Annotated in this window: 19 protein-coding genes, 1 tRNA gene, 1 other RNA gene and 2 pseudogenes; 11 read left to right on the plus strand and 12 right to left on the minus strand. The window is 34.2% G+C overall.

The features are described from left to right. Positions 1–52 precede the first annotated feature (52 nt). From OPR17_RS00955 to OPR17_RS00970, 4 genes are all read left to right on the plus strand, one after another. Positions 53–643 (plus strand): CvpA family protein, encoded by a 591-nt coding sequence (locus OPR17_RS00955; protein WP_265021792.1) that lies wholly within the window; start codon positions 53–55, stop codon positions 641–643. Positions 644–767: 124 nt separating this feature from the next. Further along, positions 768–1,104, plus strand: a transfer-messenger RNA (tmRNA) gene (gene ssrA, locus OPR17_RS00960). Between the two features lie 23 nt (positions 1,105–1,127). Continuing rightward, positions 1,128–1,565 carry a ClpXP protease specificity-enhancing factor SspB gene (locus tag OPR17_RS00965; RefSeq protein ID WP_006279412.1) on the plus strand — a complete coding sequence of 146 codons (438 nt, stop codon included), beginning with the start codon at positions 1,128–1,130 and terminating at the stop codon, positions 1,563–1,565. 200 nt (positions 1,566–1,765) lie between these two features. Beyond that, positions 1,766–1,984: a hypothetical protein gene (locus OPR17_RS00970; RefSeq protein WP_265021793.1), complete on the plus strand. Its 219-nt coding sequence runs from the start codon at positions 1,766–1,768 to the stop codon at positions 1,982–1,984. A gap of 119 nt (positions 1,985–2,103) precedes the next feature. Here OPR17_RS00970 and OPR17_RS00975 read toward each other — a convergent pair whose 3' ends face one another. The 5 genes from OPR17_RS00975 to OPR17_RS00995 all read right to left on the minus strand — a co-directional run bounded on the left by OPR17_RS00975 (position 2,104) and on the right by OPR17_RS00995 (position 5,164). Further along, a complete protein-coding gene (locus tag OPR17_RS00975; protein ID WP_265021794.1) occupies positions 2,104–3,018 on the minus strand; it encodes an IS982 family transposase in 915 nt (304 codons plus the stop codon). Next, complete coding sequence (locus OPR17_RS00980) at positions 2,981–3,115, minus strand: hypothetical protein (RefSeq protein WP_265021795.1); 135 nt, start codon at positions 3,113–3,115, stop codon at positions 2,981–2,983. The genes OPR17_RS00975 and OPR17_RS00980 overlap by 38 nt, the downstream gene beginning before the upstream one ends. Positions 3,116–3,232: 117 nt before the next feature. Continuing rightward, positions 3,233–3,466, minus strand: a complete 234-nt coding sequence (locus tag OPR17_RS00985; RefSeq protein WP_265021407.1) for a transposase — start codon at positions 3,464–3,466, stop codon at positions 3,233–3,235. Between the two features lie 232 nt (positions 3,467–3,698). Continuing rightward, on the minus strand, positions 3,699–4,514 hold the full coding sequence (locus tag OPR17_RS00990; protein WP_265021796.1) for an SDR family oxidoreductase: 816 nt from the start codon (positions 4,512–4,514) through the stop codon (positions 3,699–3,701). Between the two features lie 5 nt (positions 4,515–4,519). Next, positions 4,520–5,164, minus strand: a complete 645-nt coding sequence (locus tag OPR17_RS00995; RefSeq protein ID WP_320109874.1) for an alpha/beta hydrolase — start codon at positions 5,162–5,164, stop codon at positions 4,520–4,522. 240 nt (positions 5,165–5,404) lie between these two features. On the opposite strand from OPR17_RS00995, the gene OPR17_RS01000 reads away from it, so the two are divergent. Further along, the gene (locus tag OPR17_RS01000; RefSeq protein WP_265021798.1) at positions 5,405–5,626 is read left to right on the plus strand and encodes a hypothetical protein; all 222 of its coding nucleotides are present in this window, start codon (positions 5,405–5,407) and stop codon (positions 5,624–5,626) included. Between the two features lie 37 nt (positions 5,627–5,663). Here OPR17_RS01000 and OPR17_RS01005 read toward each other — a convergent pair whose 3' ends face one another. The 5 genes from OPR17_RS01005 to OPR17_RS01025 form a co-directional block, all read right to left on the minus strand. After that, positions 5,664–6,029, minus strand: a complete 366-nt coding sequence (locus OPR17_RS01005) for a hypothetical protein (protein ID WP_265021799.1) — start codon at positions 6,027–6,029, stop codon at positions 5,664–5,666. Between the two features lie 121 nt (positions 6,030–6,150). After that, entirely contained in the window at positions 6,151–7,818 is a 1,668-nt protein-coding gene (locus OPR17_RS01010) for an aminopeptidase P family protein (protein WP_265021800.1), read from the minus strand. A gap of 8 nt (positions 7,819–7,826) precedes the next feature. Beyond that, the gene (mnmG, locus tag OPR17_RS01015; RefSeq protein WP_265021801.1) at positions 7,827–9,761 is read right to left on the minus strand and encodes a tRNA uridine-5-carboxymethylaminomethyl(34) synthesis enzyme MnmG; all 1,935 of its coding nucleotides are present in this window, start codon (positions 9,759–9,761) and stop codon (positions 7,827–7,829) included. Between the two features lie 102 nt (positions 9,762–9,863). Then, the gene (locus tag OPR17_RS01020; RefSeq protein WP_265021802.1) at positions 9,864–10,337 is read right to left on the minus strand and encodes a hypothetical protein; all 474 of its coding nucleotides are present in this window, start codon (positions 10,335–10,337) and stop codon (positions 9,864–9,866) included. A 65-nt stretch (positions 10,338–10,402) separates the two neighbouring features. Continuing rightward, positions 10,403–10,478, minus strand: a tRNA-His gene (locus OPR17_RS01025). Between the two features lie 150 nt (positions 10,479–10,628). On the opposite strand from OPR17_RS01025, the gene murJ reads away from it, so the two are divergent. The 3 genes from murJ to OPR17_RS01040 all read left to right on the plus strand — a co-directional run bounded on the left by murJ (position 10,629) and on the right by OPR17_RS01040 (position 15,308). Then, complete coding sequence (murJ, locus tag OPR17_RS01030) at positions 10,629–12,116, plus strand: murein biosynthesis integral membrane protein MurJ (protein ID WP_265021803.1); 1,488 nt, start codon at positions 10,629–10,631, stop codon at positions 12,114–12,116. Between the two features lie 3 nt (positions 12,117–12,119). Beyond that, a complete protein-coding gene (locus tag OPR17_RS01035) occupies positions 12,120–14,672 on the plus strand; it encodes an AsmA-like C-terminal region-containing protein (protein ID WP_265021804.1) in 2,553 nt (850 codons plus the stop codon). Positions 14,673–14,768: 96 nt separating this feature from the next. After that, entirely contained in the window at positions 14,769–15,308 is a 540-nt protein-coding gene (locus tag OPR17_RS01040) for a hypothetical protein (RefSeq protein ID WP_265021805.1), read from the plus strand. A 182-nt stretch (positions 15,309–15,490) separates the two neighbouring features. Here the strand turns inward: OPR17_RS01040 and OPR17_RS01045 are convergent. Beyond that, positions 15,491–15,757, minus strand: a pseudogene (locus OPR17_RS01045) (phage portal protein); the annotation flags it as partial. A gap of 88 nt (positions 15,758–15,845) precedes the next feature. Here OPR17_RS01045 and OPR17_RS01050 point away from each other — a divergent pair. The 3 genes and pseudogenes from OPR17_RS01050 to OPR17_RS01060 all read left to right on the plus strand — a co-directional run bounded on the left by OPR17_RS01050 (position 15,846) and on the right by OPR17_RS01060 (position 18,231). Next, a pseudogene (locus OPR17_RS01050) lies at positions 15,846–16,726 on the plus strand (IS982 family transposase). A gap of 18 nt (positions 16,727–16,744) precedes the next feature. Continuing rightward, positions 16,745–17,452 carry a uroporphyrinogen-III synthase gene (locus tag OPR17_RS01055; protein ID WP_182319620.1) on the plus strand — a complete coding sequence of 236 codons (708 nt, stop codon included), beginning with the start codon at positions 16,745–16,747 and terminating at the stop codon, positions 17,450–17,452. Further along, a complete protein-coding gene (locus tag OPR17_RS01060) occupies positions 17,452–18,231 on the plus strand; it encodes an exodeoxyribonuclease III (RefSeq protein ID WP_265021411.1) in 780 nt (259 codons plus the stop codon). Before OPR17_RS01055 ends, OPR17_RS01060 begins: the two co-directional genes overlap by 1 nt. A 20-nt stretch (positions 18,232–18,251) precedes the next feature. Here the strand turns inward: OPR17_RS01060 and OPR17_RS01065 are convergent, their stop codons facing one another. After that, positions 18,252–19,376: a hypothetical protein gene (locus OPR17_RS01065; RefSeq protein ID WP_406828476.1), complete on the minus strand. Its 1,125-nt coding sequence runs from the start codon at positions 19,374–19,376 to the stop codon at positions 18,252–18,254. Positions 19,377–19,401: the final 25 nt, after the last annotated feature.

Genomic DNA, 19,401 nt, shown 5'->3' on the forward strand with positions numbered 1-19,401 from the left:
CAACCTTGTTATTTACAACTATTATATCTTGAAAACCATATAGATATAAAACATGCTTTTCGATAGCCTAATTATCTTCATTGTTGTTCTATGCGTAATAATCTCGGTAACTAGAGGCTTTATAAAAGAGCTATGCGCACTAATGTTTCTATTTTTATCGGTCTTTCTGACAGCTAATCACTATGATTTTTTCACTCCAAATTATAGTAAATATTTTGATTCTAAAGTTACACTAAACATACTTTCTACAATCTCTGTATTTATTATACTTAATCTTATATTCATGATAATAAATAACTGGCTAATGTACATATTATCACCCATAAGGTTGGGGTTTATCGATAGAGTTACTGGAATCTTTCTCGGAGTGCTTAAAGGAATATTGCTCTCTTATGTATTATTTTTTGCTGTGCACTTATATTGCTACACAGTATATGACAAAAAAGATGGAGAGTATAAAATAGAAGCAGAAGACATATTGCCTAATTGGATAATAAATTCACACTCTTATCAGGCTTTATTTGTGACAGCAGAAGAAGTAATTGACATGTATGTACCAGAGTCGTTGATACTAAAAATAAAAGAGATCGGTGGAGAAATGGTTGATCAAGAAAAACCTAAAAACAATAAAAAAGAAGAGTAAATATTTATTTATAAATATTTTCATTGGGAGTATTCAAAAAGCCATATGTGTCAGGTTAAGAGCACAGAATTTTTTACTGGAAATATTAATTTTGTTTTAGCAATAAATCAACTTAAGGTCATAATATCTTGACATTTATTTAATGTTGCTATATAATAGCTATGTACATTTTGTGTACTATAGCAATAAAATTACCTTGTAATAGGTGTATTGGACCCGAGGGCAGTACTCGGCGTCTCCACCATGTTTTTTAATTTATACGGGGACGAATAAGGATCGACATGCATAGTAAAGATGGTAGCTTTGCTCGGTTAGACACCACCGCTAAGAGTTCATAATTTAAATGCAAACGATAACTTTGCTGCTGGTAGTAATGAATGTTGTGTTGCTGCTTAATTTAGCACAACCAATTTATTACTAAAGCACGGTTCAGGGAACGCCGGGTAACAGAAGTTCCCCCAAAATTTACGTATGTGAAAGTTATATGGAGCAAACAGATTACAAAAAACTGCTTAATTCTGCTAAGTTTCAAGTTATCAAAAAGACTTTAGATGTTATATCAGGTAATGGTTTTATCCCTCACTTAGAAATATTATTTTTCACATATTTTAATGGTGTGACCATGCCAGATCGTTTGAAAAAGTCATACCCTACTCAAATGCTTATTATATTACAGCATCAATTCTATGATTTAAAAGTTTCTGAGGATAAATTTAGCGTCAGTTTGAGTTTTCAAGGAAAACAAGAGCGAATCACTATACCGTTTTTTGCTATTAGTGAGTTTCGTGATAAAATTTCAGGAGATGTTTTAATATTTGACAAAATCAGTATCGACTCTGATAAAGAATACAAAAGTGAAAAATGTACTGAAAAACTATCAAACGGTAGTATTATATCCATAGATCAACTGCGTGATGAGTAACTGCTCATCTTTATAAACAAAAAATATTAATAGAAAAAAGTGGTCTAACTTAAGTAATAGAATAGAGGGTAGATAAATATGCTAAATCTTTAATTATTTATTAACGCAGGTGGCAAAATTTTTCTTACATATCATCAACTTCCTTTATTGAAAAATTCAGAAAAATGTTGTATAATTATTAGTAGACTTTGGTAAAACATATGACAGATTCAGGAATTAGTATAACTTTTGACCAAAAAACTTCACATAACCTTACTAAGTTAGCTGAAATCACCAAGGAATCCGTTCAAGAACTAGTAAAAAGGTTAGTCATCGAAGGAATCGAGTGCGAAGTAGAAGATATTGCGTTATATAAAACTATTAAGGAATGTGAGGATGTAGACTGGAACACAGTACTATCTGAAAGGGAGAGGACATAAACTGAAATACGATATTGTCTACTCAAAAAACTTTACTGAAAGAGATTTTCTAAATCTGCCAAAAACAATAAGATCAAGGATTACAAAAGCGATAAACGAGCGGCTTACAACTGATCCAATTAAATTTGGTAAACCATTACGTGGCAGGCTAAAAACGCGAATTCTGGATTAAGGAAGGAAGTATAGGAAATAGAAGGCTTTTTGGATTTGATGGAATAGGAGATGAGAGTAGAAAAGATATGAACCAAGAAATCAACAGGGGATCTATGGCGAGTGTGTTCAATTTCTAGTCTATTTTTTAGGTAACCAAAAACAGTCTCAATGATAGACCTTTTTCTCAGTAAAATCTTCTCATTTAGCGAAATTAATGTATTTTTCATACCTTTTTTCACCTTGGTAACAAGTTTCAAACCTCGGTCAAACAGCTTCTGAAAAAGCTCTTTTGCAATATAACCTTTGTCACCAAACAAAAGGCCGGTTAATTTTTCCGTCAAATTTGGCACAGGTATCCTATCATCAACATTGCCTTTTGTTAGCGTAAGTGCATGAATTTCACCATTTTCATTGATTACCATATGTAATTTGAAACCAAAAAACCAGCCGTAAGTACTCTTGCTTAATTTTGCAATTCCAGCAAAAACTTTGTTTTTGGATATTCTTTTTGCATGACAAACTGCAATGGGAGTTGTGTCTATATATGAAATTCCAGTGTTTTCTGACTGTCCACAAAGCCAATGCAACAACATTGCTAAATGCCACAAAACCCTAGGCTTTAGAGCAACAAACCTGGTATATGAAGGCAACTTTGGAAACTCTGATTTGTAGAGCAACGTTAGGTAGTGTAGATAGAAAGTTTTGAAATTTTTACACGGAGATTGTTGATATAGCAGGATTATTGTCATGATTTCAGAGTGCTCAATTTCCGTTGTTCTTGTGGGTTTTTTACCATTTGGCAGTAGTTTGCCTGCAAAATTTTTCTCTATATCTCTGCAAAAATCATCGACCAAACAAAACAGTTTTGTTATGTCTTCCATGGGTAACCTCATCTATTTTTTTATAACTGCTGAGTTTACCCTGTTTTCTGCCTTTTCTATTCTCCTTTAATCCAGAATTCGCGTTTATAGTAGCCACTAGCAGAAAATCCTACATAATTCCTGTACTTTATAGCAGTTACTATATAAAAAATATTTTACTCTTTTTGACTGGCCAGGGCTTTTTTTTAAATGTCTCTTTTCCTTGTTACTCTTGCTAACTCTCTTTGTAAATCAAACCTCTCTTTGTCGTAAGGAGCCATGTTACCTCTACCTGGAAATGCTTCTGCTGCCGACTTTTTTCGTTGTGTTTCTTTATCCATTTTCCTAATAAACCACCCTTTATTCCTAAATCCTTTGCTGTTTTTGTAATTGTTTGACCTGCCTTTCTTTGTTCATTTGCCAGTTTAACAGCTTCCAATTTGAATTCTGCTGTATATTCTCTTACCATTTCTAATCCTCCAAAATTTTATTTTACCCAAAAAAACTCTTTTCTTTCTCTCCACTTTTTCTGGGTAAGGTCACTATTTCTTAAGTAATTTACACTTCAGAGTTTATCTGCTTTAAAGTTTACTCTATTCTGTTTCAGTATTTGTCATAAATCCTTAATTATTTCTGACTTTTTAGTTCAGTTTTTAACCATTCTTTCCTTAACTTAATGGCAGTGACAATAAGCCTATCTATCATTCTGATGTGATTTCAGTTTTTTTTACATGCAAACTTTCTAATCCCACCTTGTAGTTAGGGTAAATTAGAGAGACATTAAGATCTTTTTTAATTTTAACATTACTTACTTTTTTTGATCCTAAATAAAAACTCTGTGCATAATCTGGTAGGGAAGAAGCCTCAATTGGTTCTGGAGGGCTAACATTGAGAAGTTTGGTCGCATATATTACCACTTCAGATTGTGTAGTGGGTAAATCGTCTGCACAATTGTATATTTCACCAGGTTTTATGTTTTGCATGGAAGAAAATAAAATATTCGATATATCTTCAACGTGAATACGAGAAAAAAAATGCCCTTCCTTTTTCACATTTCTTGCTTTGCCAAGCTGCAAGTCAATTAACACGTTCCTATTAGGGCCGTATATTCCAGCTAAGCGAAAAATATGTACAGGCAATCTGCTATTTAGCCACTTCTTTTCAGATTTAAGGCGCTTTTCTCCTCTGATTTCTATAGGTTTTGTTTCAGATTCCTCATCCACCCAATTACCAGAGTGATCACCATAGACGCTAGTTGCAGACAAATAACCAAGCCATTTGACATTTTGCAGGCAATCACCATATCTCTCCACAACATCATCACCATCTGGAGGAATAGAAATTAAAACGTGCGTTGCGCTTTTAAGTAGATCTTGGCTAACTTTCTCATAATTAAAGAGGATTACATTTTGTATATTTTTACTTCTTGATGTGCCACTAACTTTCCAACCTAAGTTCAGTAATTTTTTCGATAAAAATTTAGCTACATATCCATAACCAAAGCAAAACAAGTGCATGAAAATTAATTTTTAAAATTCTTCTTGATAAATTCTACTCCTAATTTTATTCCCTCTTCATTAATAATATGCCCTAATGCATGAATTGGATGCCCTTCAACATTTACCCCTGTTTCTTTCAGAGCTTTAACCGCTAAGTCGAGGGACGAAAAAGGTACTACGTCGTCAGCATCACCATGAATAACACATATGTTAGGTTTTGACTTGATCTCTGGTGCAGTTTTTGAAGGTGAAAGAAATCTACCAGAGTATGCAACAACTGATGCACAGGATTGAGAGCGGGTGAGAGCTGTATGTATTGCAAGCATTGCTCCTTGAGAAAATCCAACTAAAGAAAGTTGCGTATCTTTTAAATTAAGCTCCTTTAATTTTGTATCAATGAAATGATTTACAATTGATGTAGCATTTTTTACTCCATTATATAGCGCTTCCTCACTACGATCTTCCAAGCTGAACCACTGATAACCATCACCTATTTCTCTTTCAAACGGAGCATTGGGTACTGCAAAATATGAACCCAGTAAAAACTTGCTCATAACTTTAGCAAGGTGAATGAAATTATCGCCACTTGAGCCCCAACCATGTAAAAAAATAATCAAATTTTTCTTATTTCCGCCTGCACAAATTTCTGGGCCTTTAAGTTCAATCATTTCTTTTCCTTTTGCATTTATATTTTTATTTAACACTAATTTTCAAATTTGTAAAAACCCATGTGCAATTATGTACACTAGCTCATAACTGTATGAACATTGCAATTTGCAGGCAATTCGCGTGGCAGATTCCAGTGCTTGACACTGGAATCCAGCTTTTGATCGAAAATGTTGCATAGTGCACAATCAATTTTCTAGATCCCAGTGTCAAGCACTGGGATGACACCCTCCTGCTAGACAATGTTCGTACAGCTATGGAATGAATCGCGGTATGACGTAGGATTGCTGTCATTCCAGTGCTTAACACTGGAATCCAGGAAACTTAACTTTACACCAGGTAATAAGAACTGGATCCCAGTGCCAAGCACCGGGATGACACCTCTGGGCACTGCCGTCATAAAGGAACCAGTGTCAGCTACTTTCATGACATCAATAATTGACCTCGACTTACCGTCCAACTAGAAAGTTGTATATAGAATGACAGAAATCCAGATGTTATTTACTTACTTTCGATCTTTTCTATCAATTTTTTAACTAAGCCTCTTAGCTTTTTACTGGATTCATCAAGCTCTTGAATCTGCGAGCTGTGCTCTTTCATTAGTTCCTTATAGTTACCTCTTATGTAGTAAATCATTTCCTTCATCTGAGCAATCATCTTGTTAACATCCATACTGCCCAAATCAGGTATCATGCCAGGCATATCCCCTTCTAACATACCGCCAGCCATAAGCTGCTGAGACATTTGCATAAATGGTTTTAAAGTCTGATTAAGCAATTCAGGATCCTTGGCTAATTTTTCTATTTGCTCTTTGCAAGTATCCATATACTGCTTCATAAATTCATCTTCTTGCCCTTTGTCTATCATAATTATAACCTACCTAAAAATACGTGCTCTTTATTATATATTATTTTAAAATTAAAAACAATACAAAATACCTGTCACAATTGCATTAATACTTTTTAAATAATAAAAAATGCTCCTTTGCTTATAAAGGGTCACATACCTTCTTTAACCATTCCTTATCTTTTACGCTATTTTCTAAGTTTTTATAGACAAATTGATGGTAGCCATTTATCCATTCAATTTCATCCTTAGTAAGCATTTGCACATTTATTAGTCTTCTATCATATGGAATAGAGGTCAGTTGTTTAAAGTTTAAGAAGCCATTCTCTTGCCTGTCAACATATATCAGATTTTCAATTCTTATTCCATACTCTCCCGGAATGTAATAGCCAGGTTCGTTGGAAAGTATCATCCCTGGCGTGAGTTTCACTTTATTACTTTTTGATATTGCTTGTGGTCCTTCGTGTACTGATAGGTAACTCCCTACTCCATGCCCTGTACCATGCATATAGTCCATTCCAAATTTCCATAAATGCGTACGTGCCAATATATCCAATTCTCCACCAGTAGTGCCGGGGGGAAAGACAACACTTGCTATAGAAATGTGAGCTTTCAACACTATTGTATAGTGGGTTATTTGCTCATTAGTTGGACTGCCAATTGCTACAGTTCTTGTCACATCAGTTGTGCCGTCAAGGTATTGGCCACCAGAGTCAATCAAATATAGTCCACTTTTCTGAATTACCTTATTCGTCTTACTGTTTGCACGATAGTGAATTATTGCTCCATTCTCATTAAATGCTGAAATTGTTGGAAAACTTAGTTGCTTAAACAAATTCTGCTCTTTTCTGTATTCTAAGAGTTTCTCTTCAGCTTCAAGCTCTGTACCAACATTATTTTCAAGCCAATGTAGAAAGTTTGTAACTGCCACTCCATCTCTGATGTGCGCATTTATAGCCCCAGCTATTTCAGTTTGGTTTTTTACTGCTTTATGAATTAAACAAGGATCTTCTCTTTCAGCTACCTGTTTATCTTTTATTACAGCCATGATACTCATTGGAGTTGTGTTTGGATCTATAACTATTGAATTTAGCTTGTGCAGCGAATTTTCTAGCTCACTAATATCAAAAATATTTATATGATTGCCTAAATTTGCTTCTATAGTTGAATGTTCTTTATCTTGAATAAACAAATCAACATTACCGCTTTTATACAATATAGCACGGCCCAATATACATGGAGTATATTTAGCATTTTCATTTCTTAAATTTAATAACCATGAAATTGAATTTGGATCAGTTAAAAGCACTACTTCAGCTTCTTTATCTATGCTTTTAGCGACTTTTTCACATTTATTCTTGCTACTTTCACCAGCATATTTAATAGAATGTAAAACCACTGCTTGTTTTCGATAGTCACTTTTTTTTCCAGCTAAACAGGGTATTAATTTACAGATATTCTCATACTTTCTTATATCTTTTACGGTAAAATATTGCAAATAATAACCTAGTGAGGCAGTCGATGTTAAGTTTGCTTTTATCCATTCGCGTGGATCCTCTTCTTGTATATTATATACTTGAAAATTGCCCTGATCGAGCTGATTGTGAGCTTGTGTGATATAGCGTCCATCCGTAAAAAATGGGCACTTGTTGTCCTTTGTAACGATAAGTAGCCCATTTGTTCCTGTAAAGCCACACAGCTTTGTTAGCTCCTCTGAATACTCATTTAAATATTCATCTTTAGTATGCAATATAAATGCGTCAACATTTGTTTCACGCATAAAAGATCGAAATTCTTCGATTTTTGACATAGAACACCTCATACAAAATTAGCAGCCACTTTCGTTTTCCTGTTTCTCAAATACACTAATATGCTCACTATCGCTGCAGGAGTGATGCCTTGTATTTGCTTTGCAATGCCAATCGTCGCTGGTTTTATCGTCTGCAACTTTTCTATTACTTCACTTGACAGGCCTTTAACTTGTGAATAGTTGAAATCAATTGGAATTTGAGTGTTAATTTCCTCTCGTAAAAACTTCATATCCGCTTCTTGTCTTATTAGATAAGGTTTGTATTTTGCTTCAATTTCAACCGCTTCGCATATTTCATTCTTAGCTCTATTACCCGCTTTGGTGTGTCCCATTTTGTCATTCCAGCGCGTGACGCTGCTTAACTCCGGCCATATTTCTTGTAATTTATTCCAGTCGATGTTTGGATAGCTAAGTAAATCTAGTGCCGTTTTTCTTATCCCATCATAAGATATTTTGATACCATAAGACCTAAGCTGCTCAGGAGTAATCGTCAGACTCCCTAACTTCTCTTCAAGCTGCTTAATGGATTCAAGTTTATTCTGTAAAACAGAGTATCTCTCATGCAAAACAAGGGAAATATCATAACCTTTTTGTGTTAATCTTCTATCTGCATTGTCTGACCTGATAGCTAGCCTATATTCTGCACGCGAGGTAAATAATCTATAAGGTTCGATCACCCCTTTGATGACTAGATCATCTATCATTACGCCGATATATGAGTCTGTGCGATGAAGAACAAAGCTTTCTTTTTTTTTAGATGCAGAAAGTGCTGCATTGATCCCGGCAATAATTCCTTGCCCTGCTGCTTCTTCATATCCAGTGGTGCCATTAATTTGGCCAGCAAAATATAGGCCTTTAATTTTCTTAGTTTCAAGAGTATGGCTTAGTTCTCGTGGATCAATATAGTCATACTCAACTGCATATCCAGGCCTTAGTATTTCTGCGTTTTCAAGTCCCTTGATACTCTTTATCATTTCACACTGCACTTCAATAGGCAATGAATTTGAAATTCCGTTCGGGTATATAGTGTTATCGTCAAGCCCTTCTGGCTCTAGAAATATTTGATGACTACTTTTTTCTGCGAATTTTTTAACTTTAACTTCAATTGATGGGCAGTATCTTGGTGCAACAATATCATCTAAATATGAAGAAGCTGACCTGTGCAGATTCTCTCTAATTATTTTATGCGTGTTTTCATTAGTATGGGTAATAAAGCATGATACCTGAGGTTGGTTAATTTTTTCTGTTAAGTAAGAAAACGGCACAGGTGGATTATCACCCACTTGTTCTTGCAATATTGACCAGTTTATAGTGCCACGATCGAGCCTTGGCGGAGTTCCGGTGCGCAATCTACCTAATTTAAAATTATATTTCTTCAACGTATTTGCAAGTTCTACTGCAGGCTTATCTCCCATTCTCCCTGAAGGAGTTACCTGCTCTCCTATATGAATTACACCTTGCAGGAAAGTTCCCGTAGTTAAAACAACTTTACCTGTTAGTATATGTTCCCCTGAGCTTGTTATTACAGCTTTAATGCACGGTTTTCCATTGCCATTACTTTCTATAAGAAAATTGTCAACTGACTCTTCTTTTACCGTCAAATTGTTATAATTTAGAATAATTTCCTGTATTGCCTGCTTATATAATTTTCGGTCTGCCTGTGCACGCGGGCCCCATACTGCTGCACCTCTGCTACTATTTAAAATGACTGAGTGTATGCTTGCTTGATCGATTGTTCTTCCCATTATTCCATCAAGAGCGTCAACTTCCCTGACTACAACACCCTTTGCAACTCCTCCGATTGCTGGATTGCAGGACATTTCCCCTATAGTTGAAATTTTATGAGTTATAAGCAGCGTGTTTGCACCAAGGCGAGCTGCCGCTGCAGCCGCTTCGCACCCTGCATGGCCACCACCTACTACTACTACGTCATATTTATGCATGCTTTCTTGAGTAATTCTTACTCTACTAATATTCTAATTATTAGCGGTTAATGTCAAATTTTGTTATTCCAATGCTGCACACTGGAATAACAGAAACCTTACTTAATTGGTTTTAGGTGATTCGTACTCCTCCCCTTTTGAAGAAAAGTGCTCAATTATAGGTGATATAATATATTCATTCACTTTTTCAGCTGCAAGTGATATAGCTCCAACCACAAGTGTCCCTGCTACCAGCGCTATTACTCCTATTGTTGCACCTGCTAAAGCTGCATCAAGCATTGCACCAGGAAAAATAGCAGTTGCGGATGCAGCAAGACCAACCCCGATAGCAGAGCTTACGGGTGTTGTAATACTCCAACTGATAAGCCTAGCTTTTTCAATAGGATCTTTTTTGAAAAATTTATATAATGAGTCTACTATGCAAGAAACTGCCAAGCATGCTGGGACTATAGAACCAACAATTCCACCTACTACCAAAGGTGACAAAGCTGTAAAACTCAATCCCAAACCTGTCAATGCTCCTATTACTGATGCTGCACCACAAAGCATTAAAAAATCTTTAGTGTCGTCATCCATACAACCTCCATAATTAATTGATATATTACCATTTATTCATATTTTTGTAAAGCAGGAAATTTTAGTGGGGCGAGCGACCAGGATCGAACTGGCGACATTCAGTACCACAAACTGACGCTCTACCAACTGAGCTACGCCCGCCAAGATATAAAATATCTAACATACAAGCGCAAATAGTCAATTGATTATTTAACTCTCCTTTTGCAGAGGGTTTTAAGTTTAGCCAATAAATATTTTCATTGATACTTTTACTATTATAGTTAATTGTATTGATACTAATGAAGTAGTGGTATGTTTAAAAGTATTTTCACATTTAGTTTTTTTACAGCTATTTCAAGGATCTCAGGGTTAATAAGAGATGTATTGATTGCTACGGTTATTGGTGCAAACTCTCTTGCAGACATATTTTTTTCTTCGTTTCGCTTTGCCAATCTATTTCGCGCATTTTTTGCAGAGGGAGCATTTACCACGTCCTTTATACCGTTATATTCAACAGAATCACATGATAATAAGAAGGCATTTAATTTTGCAAGTGGTGTAATATCCATTACGTTTATTATCTTAGTAATTTTTTGCCTTATCATGCAAACTTTCTCTCCTTATATGATTCAAATTTTTGCTCCTGGATTTGACCAAAGTAAGTTTACCCTTACTGTTACTTTATCAAGAATTATGATGCCCTACATAATTTTTGTGTCAATTGCATCACTAATTGGTGGAATGCTGCAAGTAAAGCAGCATTTCGCTTCAACAGCTATTGCACCAATCGTTTTGAATCTCTGTTTAATCATCAGTTTATTTGTGCCTTATATAAAAACCTCAGCGCACAACCTTTCTATAGCTGTGCTAATCGGAGGGATTTTACAGTTACTTCTGATACTGTTTAGTGCATACAAGTTAAAGGCAGCTTTTTCTTTTAGCCTTGAATTAAGCAATGAAGTAAGGTTGTTTTTTAAGCGTGTAATACCTGCAACTATCAACAATTGTGTAATACAAATAAGTGTATGGATTGACACAATCATGGCGAGTTTTATACCAAATGCGGTGTCCTATATATATTATGCCGATAGACTAAATCAACTACCGCAGGGAATAATCGGTACTGCAATTGGTACAGTGCTTCTTCCTTTAATTTCAAAACAGGTGAATAATACTGAAAATATAGTCAAAATACAAAGCAAGGCTCTCAACATAGGATTAATGTTAATTATGCCAACAACTGCTGCCTTTATCATTATTCCCGACATAATTTTACTTACGCTTTTTTCTTACGGCCGGTTTGATCATTATGCAGTGCAGCAAACTGTTCCCACTTTAATAGCATTTTCTTTTTCTTTACCTGCATTTATTATAAATAAAGTATTGCTACCTACATTTTTTGCTAAAGACAATCTGAAAATACCAACTATGTTTTCACTAATGTGCCTTGGAATTAATGTAGTGCTAAACCTTTTGTTAATGAACGAGTATCAGCATACGGGGATTGCTATTGCTACTTCCGTTTCCACTTGGATAAATTCTATTCTATTAATTAGTTATTTAACAATAAATAAAATGTATAAGGTTAGCCAAGCGTTATTGTTAAATATCATGAAAATTTTTGTAGCAACGGTAGTCATGTCAATAGCTCTTTATATTTTTAATTCTTTGTTGGCAGGATTATTTTTTGATAAAATGTTAGCTCGTATTGTTTATTTAACAACTTTAATAGCTTTGAGTGTTATTGTTTATTTTGGTACTCTTTACCTAACATTTATAGGGAATTTTAAACATGTGTAAATTATGAGACTTTCTTTATATGCTATATTATCAATCTCGCTGCTATTAATTCTCATGCATGTTACTGCAACTTTTAAGGATTGGAGTGGCTACAAGGGATATGTTATAAAAGAGTTGGAGAAGACGTATGATGCTAAAGTGCATATTGGAGGAAAAATCAAAGTTTCATTGATTACCCCAAAGCTCACTATTTATAATGTGTATATACAATACAACGAAAATAAAGAGCAAAAGTTGTCAGATTTAATTAGTGTAAGAAAAATTGAGGTAAAACCGTCACTCCTATCGTTGTTTTTATTTTCGTTGCAACCAAAGTCAATCACATTGTTTGGCATGGAAAGCAATAAAGAAAATTTAATTAATATTATAAATACAAAAGCCAGTGGTAACACAGTCGATATAGTAATAAAAGACAGCCAAGTAAGTTTTAAGAATGATTTCGCTAATTATAGCAGCATTGTTAATATAAAGGAGGTTGCTGTAAAAAAAAATAGGCAATTCTCTGGTAAAGTAAAGGTAGGTGATAATAATTACGATTTTTCAGGAAAGGTTAATATCACAAAAAGGAATGTACACATTAGTGTTGAATCAAATTTTGTAAATTTGCTATTTACAGGTAACAGAAATCAAGAAGAACTCCAGGGTAATTTAACACTAACGATTAATAATAGTTTCGGTTCTGTGAGTGATTTAGCAAAAATCATTAATCTTAGCTTTTTCTCTTGTGTTATTCCTAGCGAAAATATCAAGATATCATCCAATATAAATCTTAATGAAAGTGAGTTTACGGTAACTGACTTAAAAATTGATTCCAAAAGCATGCAAGCCAGTGGTACAATACAAAACGATAGAAAAGGCAATCACACTAATCTCAATATTAGCTTCAGTAAAGTTGACTTAGATTCCATACAAAATGATTCACAAAGAACAACGAATATAAAAGACCTTCTGGAATGTTTTAGAGCAGTTGTGCCAAAGAACTTGAGCTTAAATTTTAATATGGAAGCTTCTAACATTCAATATCAAAACAAAATATTGGACAATTTCCGTGCTGTACTAAAATCCACTGATGGCAAAGTAAAAGTTAATACGCTTCTTAAATTTCCTGGAATCAATAATATATCTTATTTATCAGGAGAGATCTCAAACAATAATGTCCTATCTGAATTCAACGGTGATTTATTAGTCGAAGGAAATGATTTTGAGTCATTCATTTCATGTTTTTTCCCTTCTATAAAGATGAAAGAAAACCAGAAAAATCAATTTACACTAAGTTCTAAACTGCACCTTGCACCAAGAATATTATCTATCTCAGACATTAGACTGCTAAATAATAAGGAATCCTTGCAAGGATCAATTAGAGTAAGCCACACAAAAAAACGCAGTGTGATCGATGGTGAATTTAGCATGCATAATCTTGATGCAGATAAATATGATCATTCATTATTTAGCAGTTTACCTAAAATGCAATGGCTGAAAAATTTTCAGTATGATACAAATATAAAGGCCCGTGTTAATAACCTTACATTGAATGATACGAAAATTAAAAATTTGGATTTTTTGCTAAAAATGGAAAAAGGTAAGCTAGTTGCAGATAAAATAAAACTATCTGGAGAAGATTTCGATATTACCGGTAATGCAAAAATATTAGCAGATCAAAAATACGCCAAACCTTTATTAGATGTTAACCTTACGGGCAGTAAATTTAATGGAAAAATTATTACATTACCGAATTTAGTAGAGACGAAAAGAAATTCAAGAAATGAGATAGATCAAATTCAATGGTCAACAAAGCAGATTGATTTTTTGGATGACAAAGAAGGCTTTGATGCAAATGTGCAAATCAATACTGCAGAATTTAAAACCGAGCATAATGTTTTGAAAGATTTTAATTTGGATGCGGTAATAAGAAACAACACTATCACTATCAGGCAGGCAAGTTACGTATTAGAACGCAGGCAAGTGTTTTTTCAGGGTTATTTAAGATCAGGCTCAATGAATACAAGGTTTTCTATTGTAAATTTGGACACTAAAAAGATTGGTAAGGTTATAGGAATTGACAATGTAAATGGTCAGGTAAGCTTAAATGGTGAAATCAAAACTCAAGGAAAAAGTTTCCATGATTGGGCTAGTAACTTATCAGGAGATGTAAACTTACAAGCGCAAGGAATAGAAGTTACTAATGTAGATTTCAATTCATTTATCACTAATTTGTTAAGCAGTAAGAATAAATCTGAAATTTCCACACTTGCTTATATTGATATATATAACGGTAAAACATTTTTTGAAAATATTAGCGGAAAAGCAAGTATTAAGAGTGGTATATGTTCAACTAGTTTACAGTTCGGGATTGATCAAGCATCAGGATCAATCTCTTCTAATTTAACCTTATCTAACTTCGCTTTAAATTCTATATTCAGGTTCTTTTTCATACCACCAAATTATAGTAATCCAATCTATATCGATATGCATTTGGATGGCCCTATTTGGCGTCCTAAGATGAGTTTTGATGTAGACCAAATCTTCATCGCTCTGGTTGGCAAGAAAAATAGTTAATTTACTAACATCTGTTTATAAGAGTCATATGTGCTTGACACCTGGTTAATATTAGGTTAATATACTGATATGAGCGTTAAGTTGTAGGTAAAAAAAATGTTTAGCATGCTTTCGAATCTTTTTGGCAGAAGTTCTAATAATCCAAGTATTGTTGGAAGTGATGTAGAAGTTAGCCCTATAAAAGAAACAGTGGCTCCTGTAGATATTGATGAGGGTTTTGAAGAGATCGATCTTGCAGAAATTGATGAGGAAGAATTTTTTGAATGTGCAGCAACACAAGAAGAACTAAATTCGTTGCTTGAATCTGAATCACAAGGTAAAACTATTTCTTATGCCCTTAAGCCATTGCTTTATACTGCAAAATATGGAGCTAAAGCGCTATCAGCAACAACGGTAGTTGTATCATACGCCTTAAATGGGGCTTTATATGGTGTAGTTGGTATGTCTTATATTCCCCATAGTGCATCAAAAGTGCTTAAAAAATGCAAAGGAGAAGATAAAAACACAGTAGGGTATAAAATTACCACTTCTTCTCAGAACTTACTAGATTTTACGTCAAGTGCTATGTACGTTGTGTCATATGTACCATATGGTGCTGGAGTAGTTTTAAATGGACTGTTTGGTATAGCGAATTAATTAGATTCCTCTTTATCTTCTGAGAAAATAGAGCAGATCTGCACTAAATCAGATTTGTTTGTAGACAACTTATCCAGTAAATTAGAGGGAATAAAAATAGAGAATTTTTCACAAGCTCTAGCGGTAGCTTGTTAGACGTGTACGGTTTAGGGGACAATAAACTCATCTGAACGGATACAAACTTAACCTAACTCATCACCACCTGGCAGTGGTGGCAAGCCAAATGCTTCTCTCTTTTCGTTGAGCGTCATGAAGCTTGCGTTTTCTACGTATTTCCACAACTTTTGTCTTTTTTTCATGAGAATTTCTATTGCATCTTTGTCGTACGACAAGCACAGATCTTCACCAAATTTTGGTGTTAGCCAAGAATTCAGGTGATAGATAATATTTTCTAGCGTTGGTAAAACCGTCTGCTCCCAGAGGGACAAGCGTGCTTCGACTAAATTGCTATTAACGCGAATTCTGGATTAAAGGAGAATAGAAAAGGCAGAAAACAGGGTAAACTCAGCAATTATAAAAAAATAGATGAGGTTACCCATGGAAGATATAACAAAACTGTTTTGTTTGGTCGATGATTTTTGCAGAGATATAGAGAAAATTTTGCAGGCAAACTACTGCCAAATGGTAAAAAACCCACAAGAACAACGGAAATTGAGCACTCTGAAATCATGACAATAATCCTGCTATATCAACAATCTCCGTGTAAAAATTTCAAAACTTTCTATCTACATTACCTAACGTTGCTCTACAAATCAGAGTTTCCAAAGTTGCCTTCATATACCAGGTTTGTTGCTCTAAAGCCTAGGGTTTTGTGGCATTTAGCAATGTTGTTGCATTGGCTTTGTGGACAGTCAGAAAACACTGGAATTTCATATATAGACACAACTCCCATTGCAGTTTGTCATGCAAAAAGAATATCCAAAAACAAAGTTTTTGCTGGAATTGCAAAATTAAGCAAGAGTACTTACGGCTGGTTTTTTGGTTTCAAATTACATATGGTAATCAATGAAAATGGTGAAATTCATGCACTTACGCTAACAAAAGGCAATGTTGATGATAGGATACCTGTGCCAAATTTGACGGAAAAATTAACCGGCCTTTTGTTTGGTGACAAAGGTTATATTGCAAAAGAGCTTTTTCAGAAGCTGTTTGACCGAGGTTTGAAACTTGTTACCAAGGTGAAAAAAGGTATGAAAAATACATTAATTTCGCTAAATGAGAAGATTTTACTGAGAAAAAGGTCTATCATTGAGACTGTTTTTGGTTACCTAAAAAATAGACTAGAAATTGAACACACTCGCCATAGATCCCCTGTTGATTTCTTGGTTCATATCTTTTCTACTCTCATCTCCTATTCCATCAAATCCAAAAAGCCTTCTATTTCCTATACTTCCTTCCTTAATCCAGAATTTGCGTAAGTAGTGAAATAAATCAGAATGAAGTCTATTTTATTAACAAGGCCTTTATTGGACTCGTTCAATACAAGAAATATATTGAGAAAGTATGGATACAAAGTTTTTATAGAACCAGTATTCACAATAAAGTACTTAAATCCTGATATATCTGCGTACGAATTTGACGTTGTGATATCTACAAGTAAAAACAGTGTAAAGGCTTTTAGTCAAATATGCAAAGAGGATGACTTTCCGATTATTACAGTTGGTAATTCAACCATGCAGGCTGCAAAAAATTTGGGATTTTCTGATATAATCTCAGCAGACAGCAACGTTGATGGTCTGATATCATTCATAAAAGCTCATTATTCAAACGCAATAAAGTTCTTGTATATAAGGGGACAAGAAGTATCATGTGACCTAAAAAAGAGATTATCTGAAGAAGATTTTAACGTAAGAGAAGTTGTACTCTATAAAACAATTATAAAAAGGAATCTAACTAATAGGTGTAAAAATTTACTATTGGATGGTAAAATTGATAGTGTTGCTTTTTTTTCCTCACAGACAGCAAGGATATTTTGTTCATTAGTTCTAAAAAGTGGGCTATCTCATGTGATGAATAATGCAGTTGCATATACCATGAGTAAAAACATTGCTGATAGTTTAAAGTTAATCAAATGGAAAAAAATTATAACATCGAGGTTGCCTACTGGAGAGAGTTTAATTGATATAATTAATAAGGATTGTTGATGCTAAAGATTGCAACTTGGAATGTAAACTCCATACGTAAAAGAGTTAACCAACTTTGTAGTTTTATAGTTGATAGTCAGATAGATATAATTTTGCTGCAAGAGATAAAATGTATGGAAGAGCAATTTCCTTATGCAGAGATAGAGAAGCTGGGATATGAATGTGCTGTCTATGGACAAGTTGCAAGAAATGGCGTTTGTGTTTTATCTAAATATCCGATACTGGAGAAGTTTAAGATTGATATCGTAGAAGGTTATCAAGAAGCGCGTTATATAGAGTGCATAATAAAGCACAATAATCAGAAGGTAAGGGTGGGAAGTGTATACGTTCCAAACGGTCAAAGCCCGGACTCTCAAGCATTTGAATATAAACTCAAGTTTTTTGATAATCTATATGAAAGGATGAGCACTTTGTTAAAGAATGAAGAGTTAACTATTATAGCTGGCGATTATAATGTTGCACCTGATGAAATTGATGTCTTTGATTCAAACTTATTGAATGGCCAAGTGTGCTTTCATATAAGAGAACGTGAGAAATTAAGAGCGATCTTGAATCTTGGGTTTAAAGATGCGTTTAGAATATCTCACCCAAACTTGCAACAATTCACTTGGTGGCATTATCAAGGCAATTCACTCAGAAATAATCAAGGAATGCGAATAGATTATATGCTGTTATCACCACAAGCTGTAGATAAATTGGAAATATGCTACATAGATGATAGATTGCGTAAGCTAGAAAATCCGTCTGACCATACTCCTGTTGTATGTGCTATAGAATAATAGCAGATCTCTTACACAATTCACTTTTGGCAAACCTGAGTAGTCTTACCTTTGCTGCTCTGTGGTTTTTCCCTTCGTTTGTTTTCCTTTCCTGTCCAAGATTGATCGTGCTGCTCACTTTTTTCGTTTCCTACCTGGGAAATTTGCTCAGGAACAGGCTGTTGTTCACTCTTTTCTTTTCCTTGGGAAATTTGTTCAGAAACAGAGGTGCCTTTCTCAACTTCTGTAACTGGGGTTTTTAAAATATCATCAATGCCCTCGAGAATTTTTCCATTCAGTTTTTCTCTCTTTTCTGTATCATTTTTATCTTGTGAGTTAGGGTCATACAAAGTACCTTTTTTGTTATTTGAAAAAAGAACTCCCACTCCTCCTTTTATAGCAAATATTGCACCAATAGCAGCAACAACTACCGCAAGTGTAGTAGGACCAAAAATTGATATTGAAGCAATGGAAAAAAGAATAGGAAGAAAGATCTTACGTAAGAACGTTGTTACCATCTCTTCATCACTGAGTGGTGGTTCATCCTCTTCTTTTTCATCTTTACCTAAGAATGGTATTTTTTCTTTTACCCCATTCATAAAAGAGCTGGAAATATTTTTAGGATCTACCTTTATTCCAAACGGCCACCCGAGAAGCTTTATTAGTGAATCTTTAGCTTCTGTTTTACGTATATCAGCTATGCAATCATTTACTACTTGCTTTATTTTACCATTTTCTAAATTCTCTTCATTAGCTAAATTTTCTTTTTTAATTTTTTTAGATACGGAAACTAAAAACTGAAGAAAATTTTCTTCACTTAGTAACTTTATATCTTCTTGATTAATATTCTTGAATATACCTTCATGATTTTTTGATATAAAAGTAAAAATTTTCTTTTCATTTTCATCCTGTAATCGAGGTAACCGTTCCTTTAATGACTTCAGATCACTCTGTAATTTTTGTTTTTCTTTCAATTTCTGTTTCTTCTTTTCTATTTCCTGTTTCGTTTGCTCTTCTAGTTTTTCTGGATTTTTAAAAATATCTAGGAAAGTACGATAGATTAACTGATGTTTCTCTTTTTCAAATTTAAAAACTTTCTCATCTTTGTTAGTTACCTGAGTAGGTAACTTTGGAGGTTTTGAACTTTTTACTTGTGGGCCTGTCATGGCTGACCTATTTGCATTTGCTATG

The sequence above is a fragment of the Wolbachia endosymbiont (group A) of Icerya purchasi genome (genome assembly GCF_947251635.1).
Lineage (GTDB): Bacteria > Pseudomonadota > Alphaproteobacteria > Rickettsiales > Anaplasmataceae > Wolbachia > Wolbachia pipientis.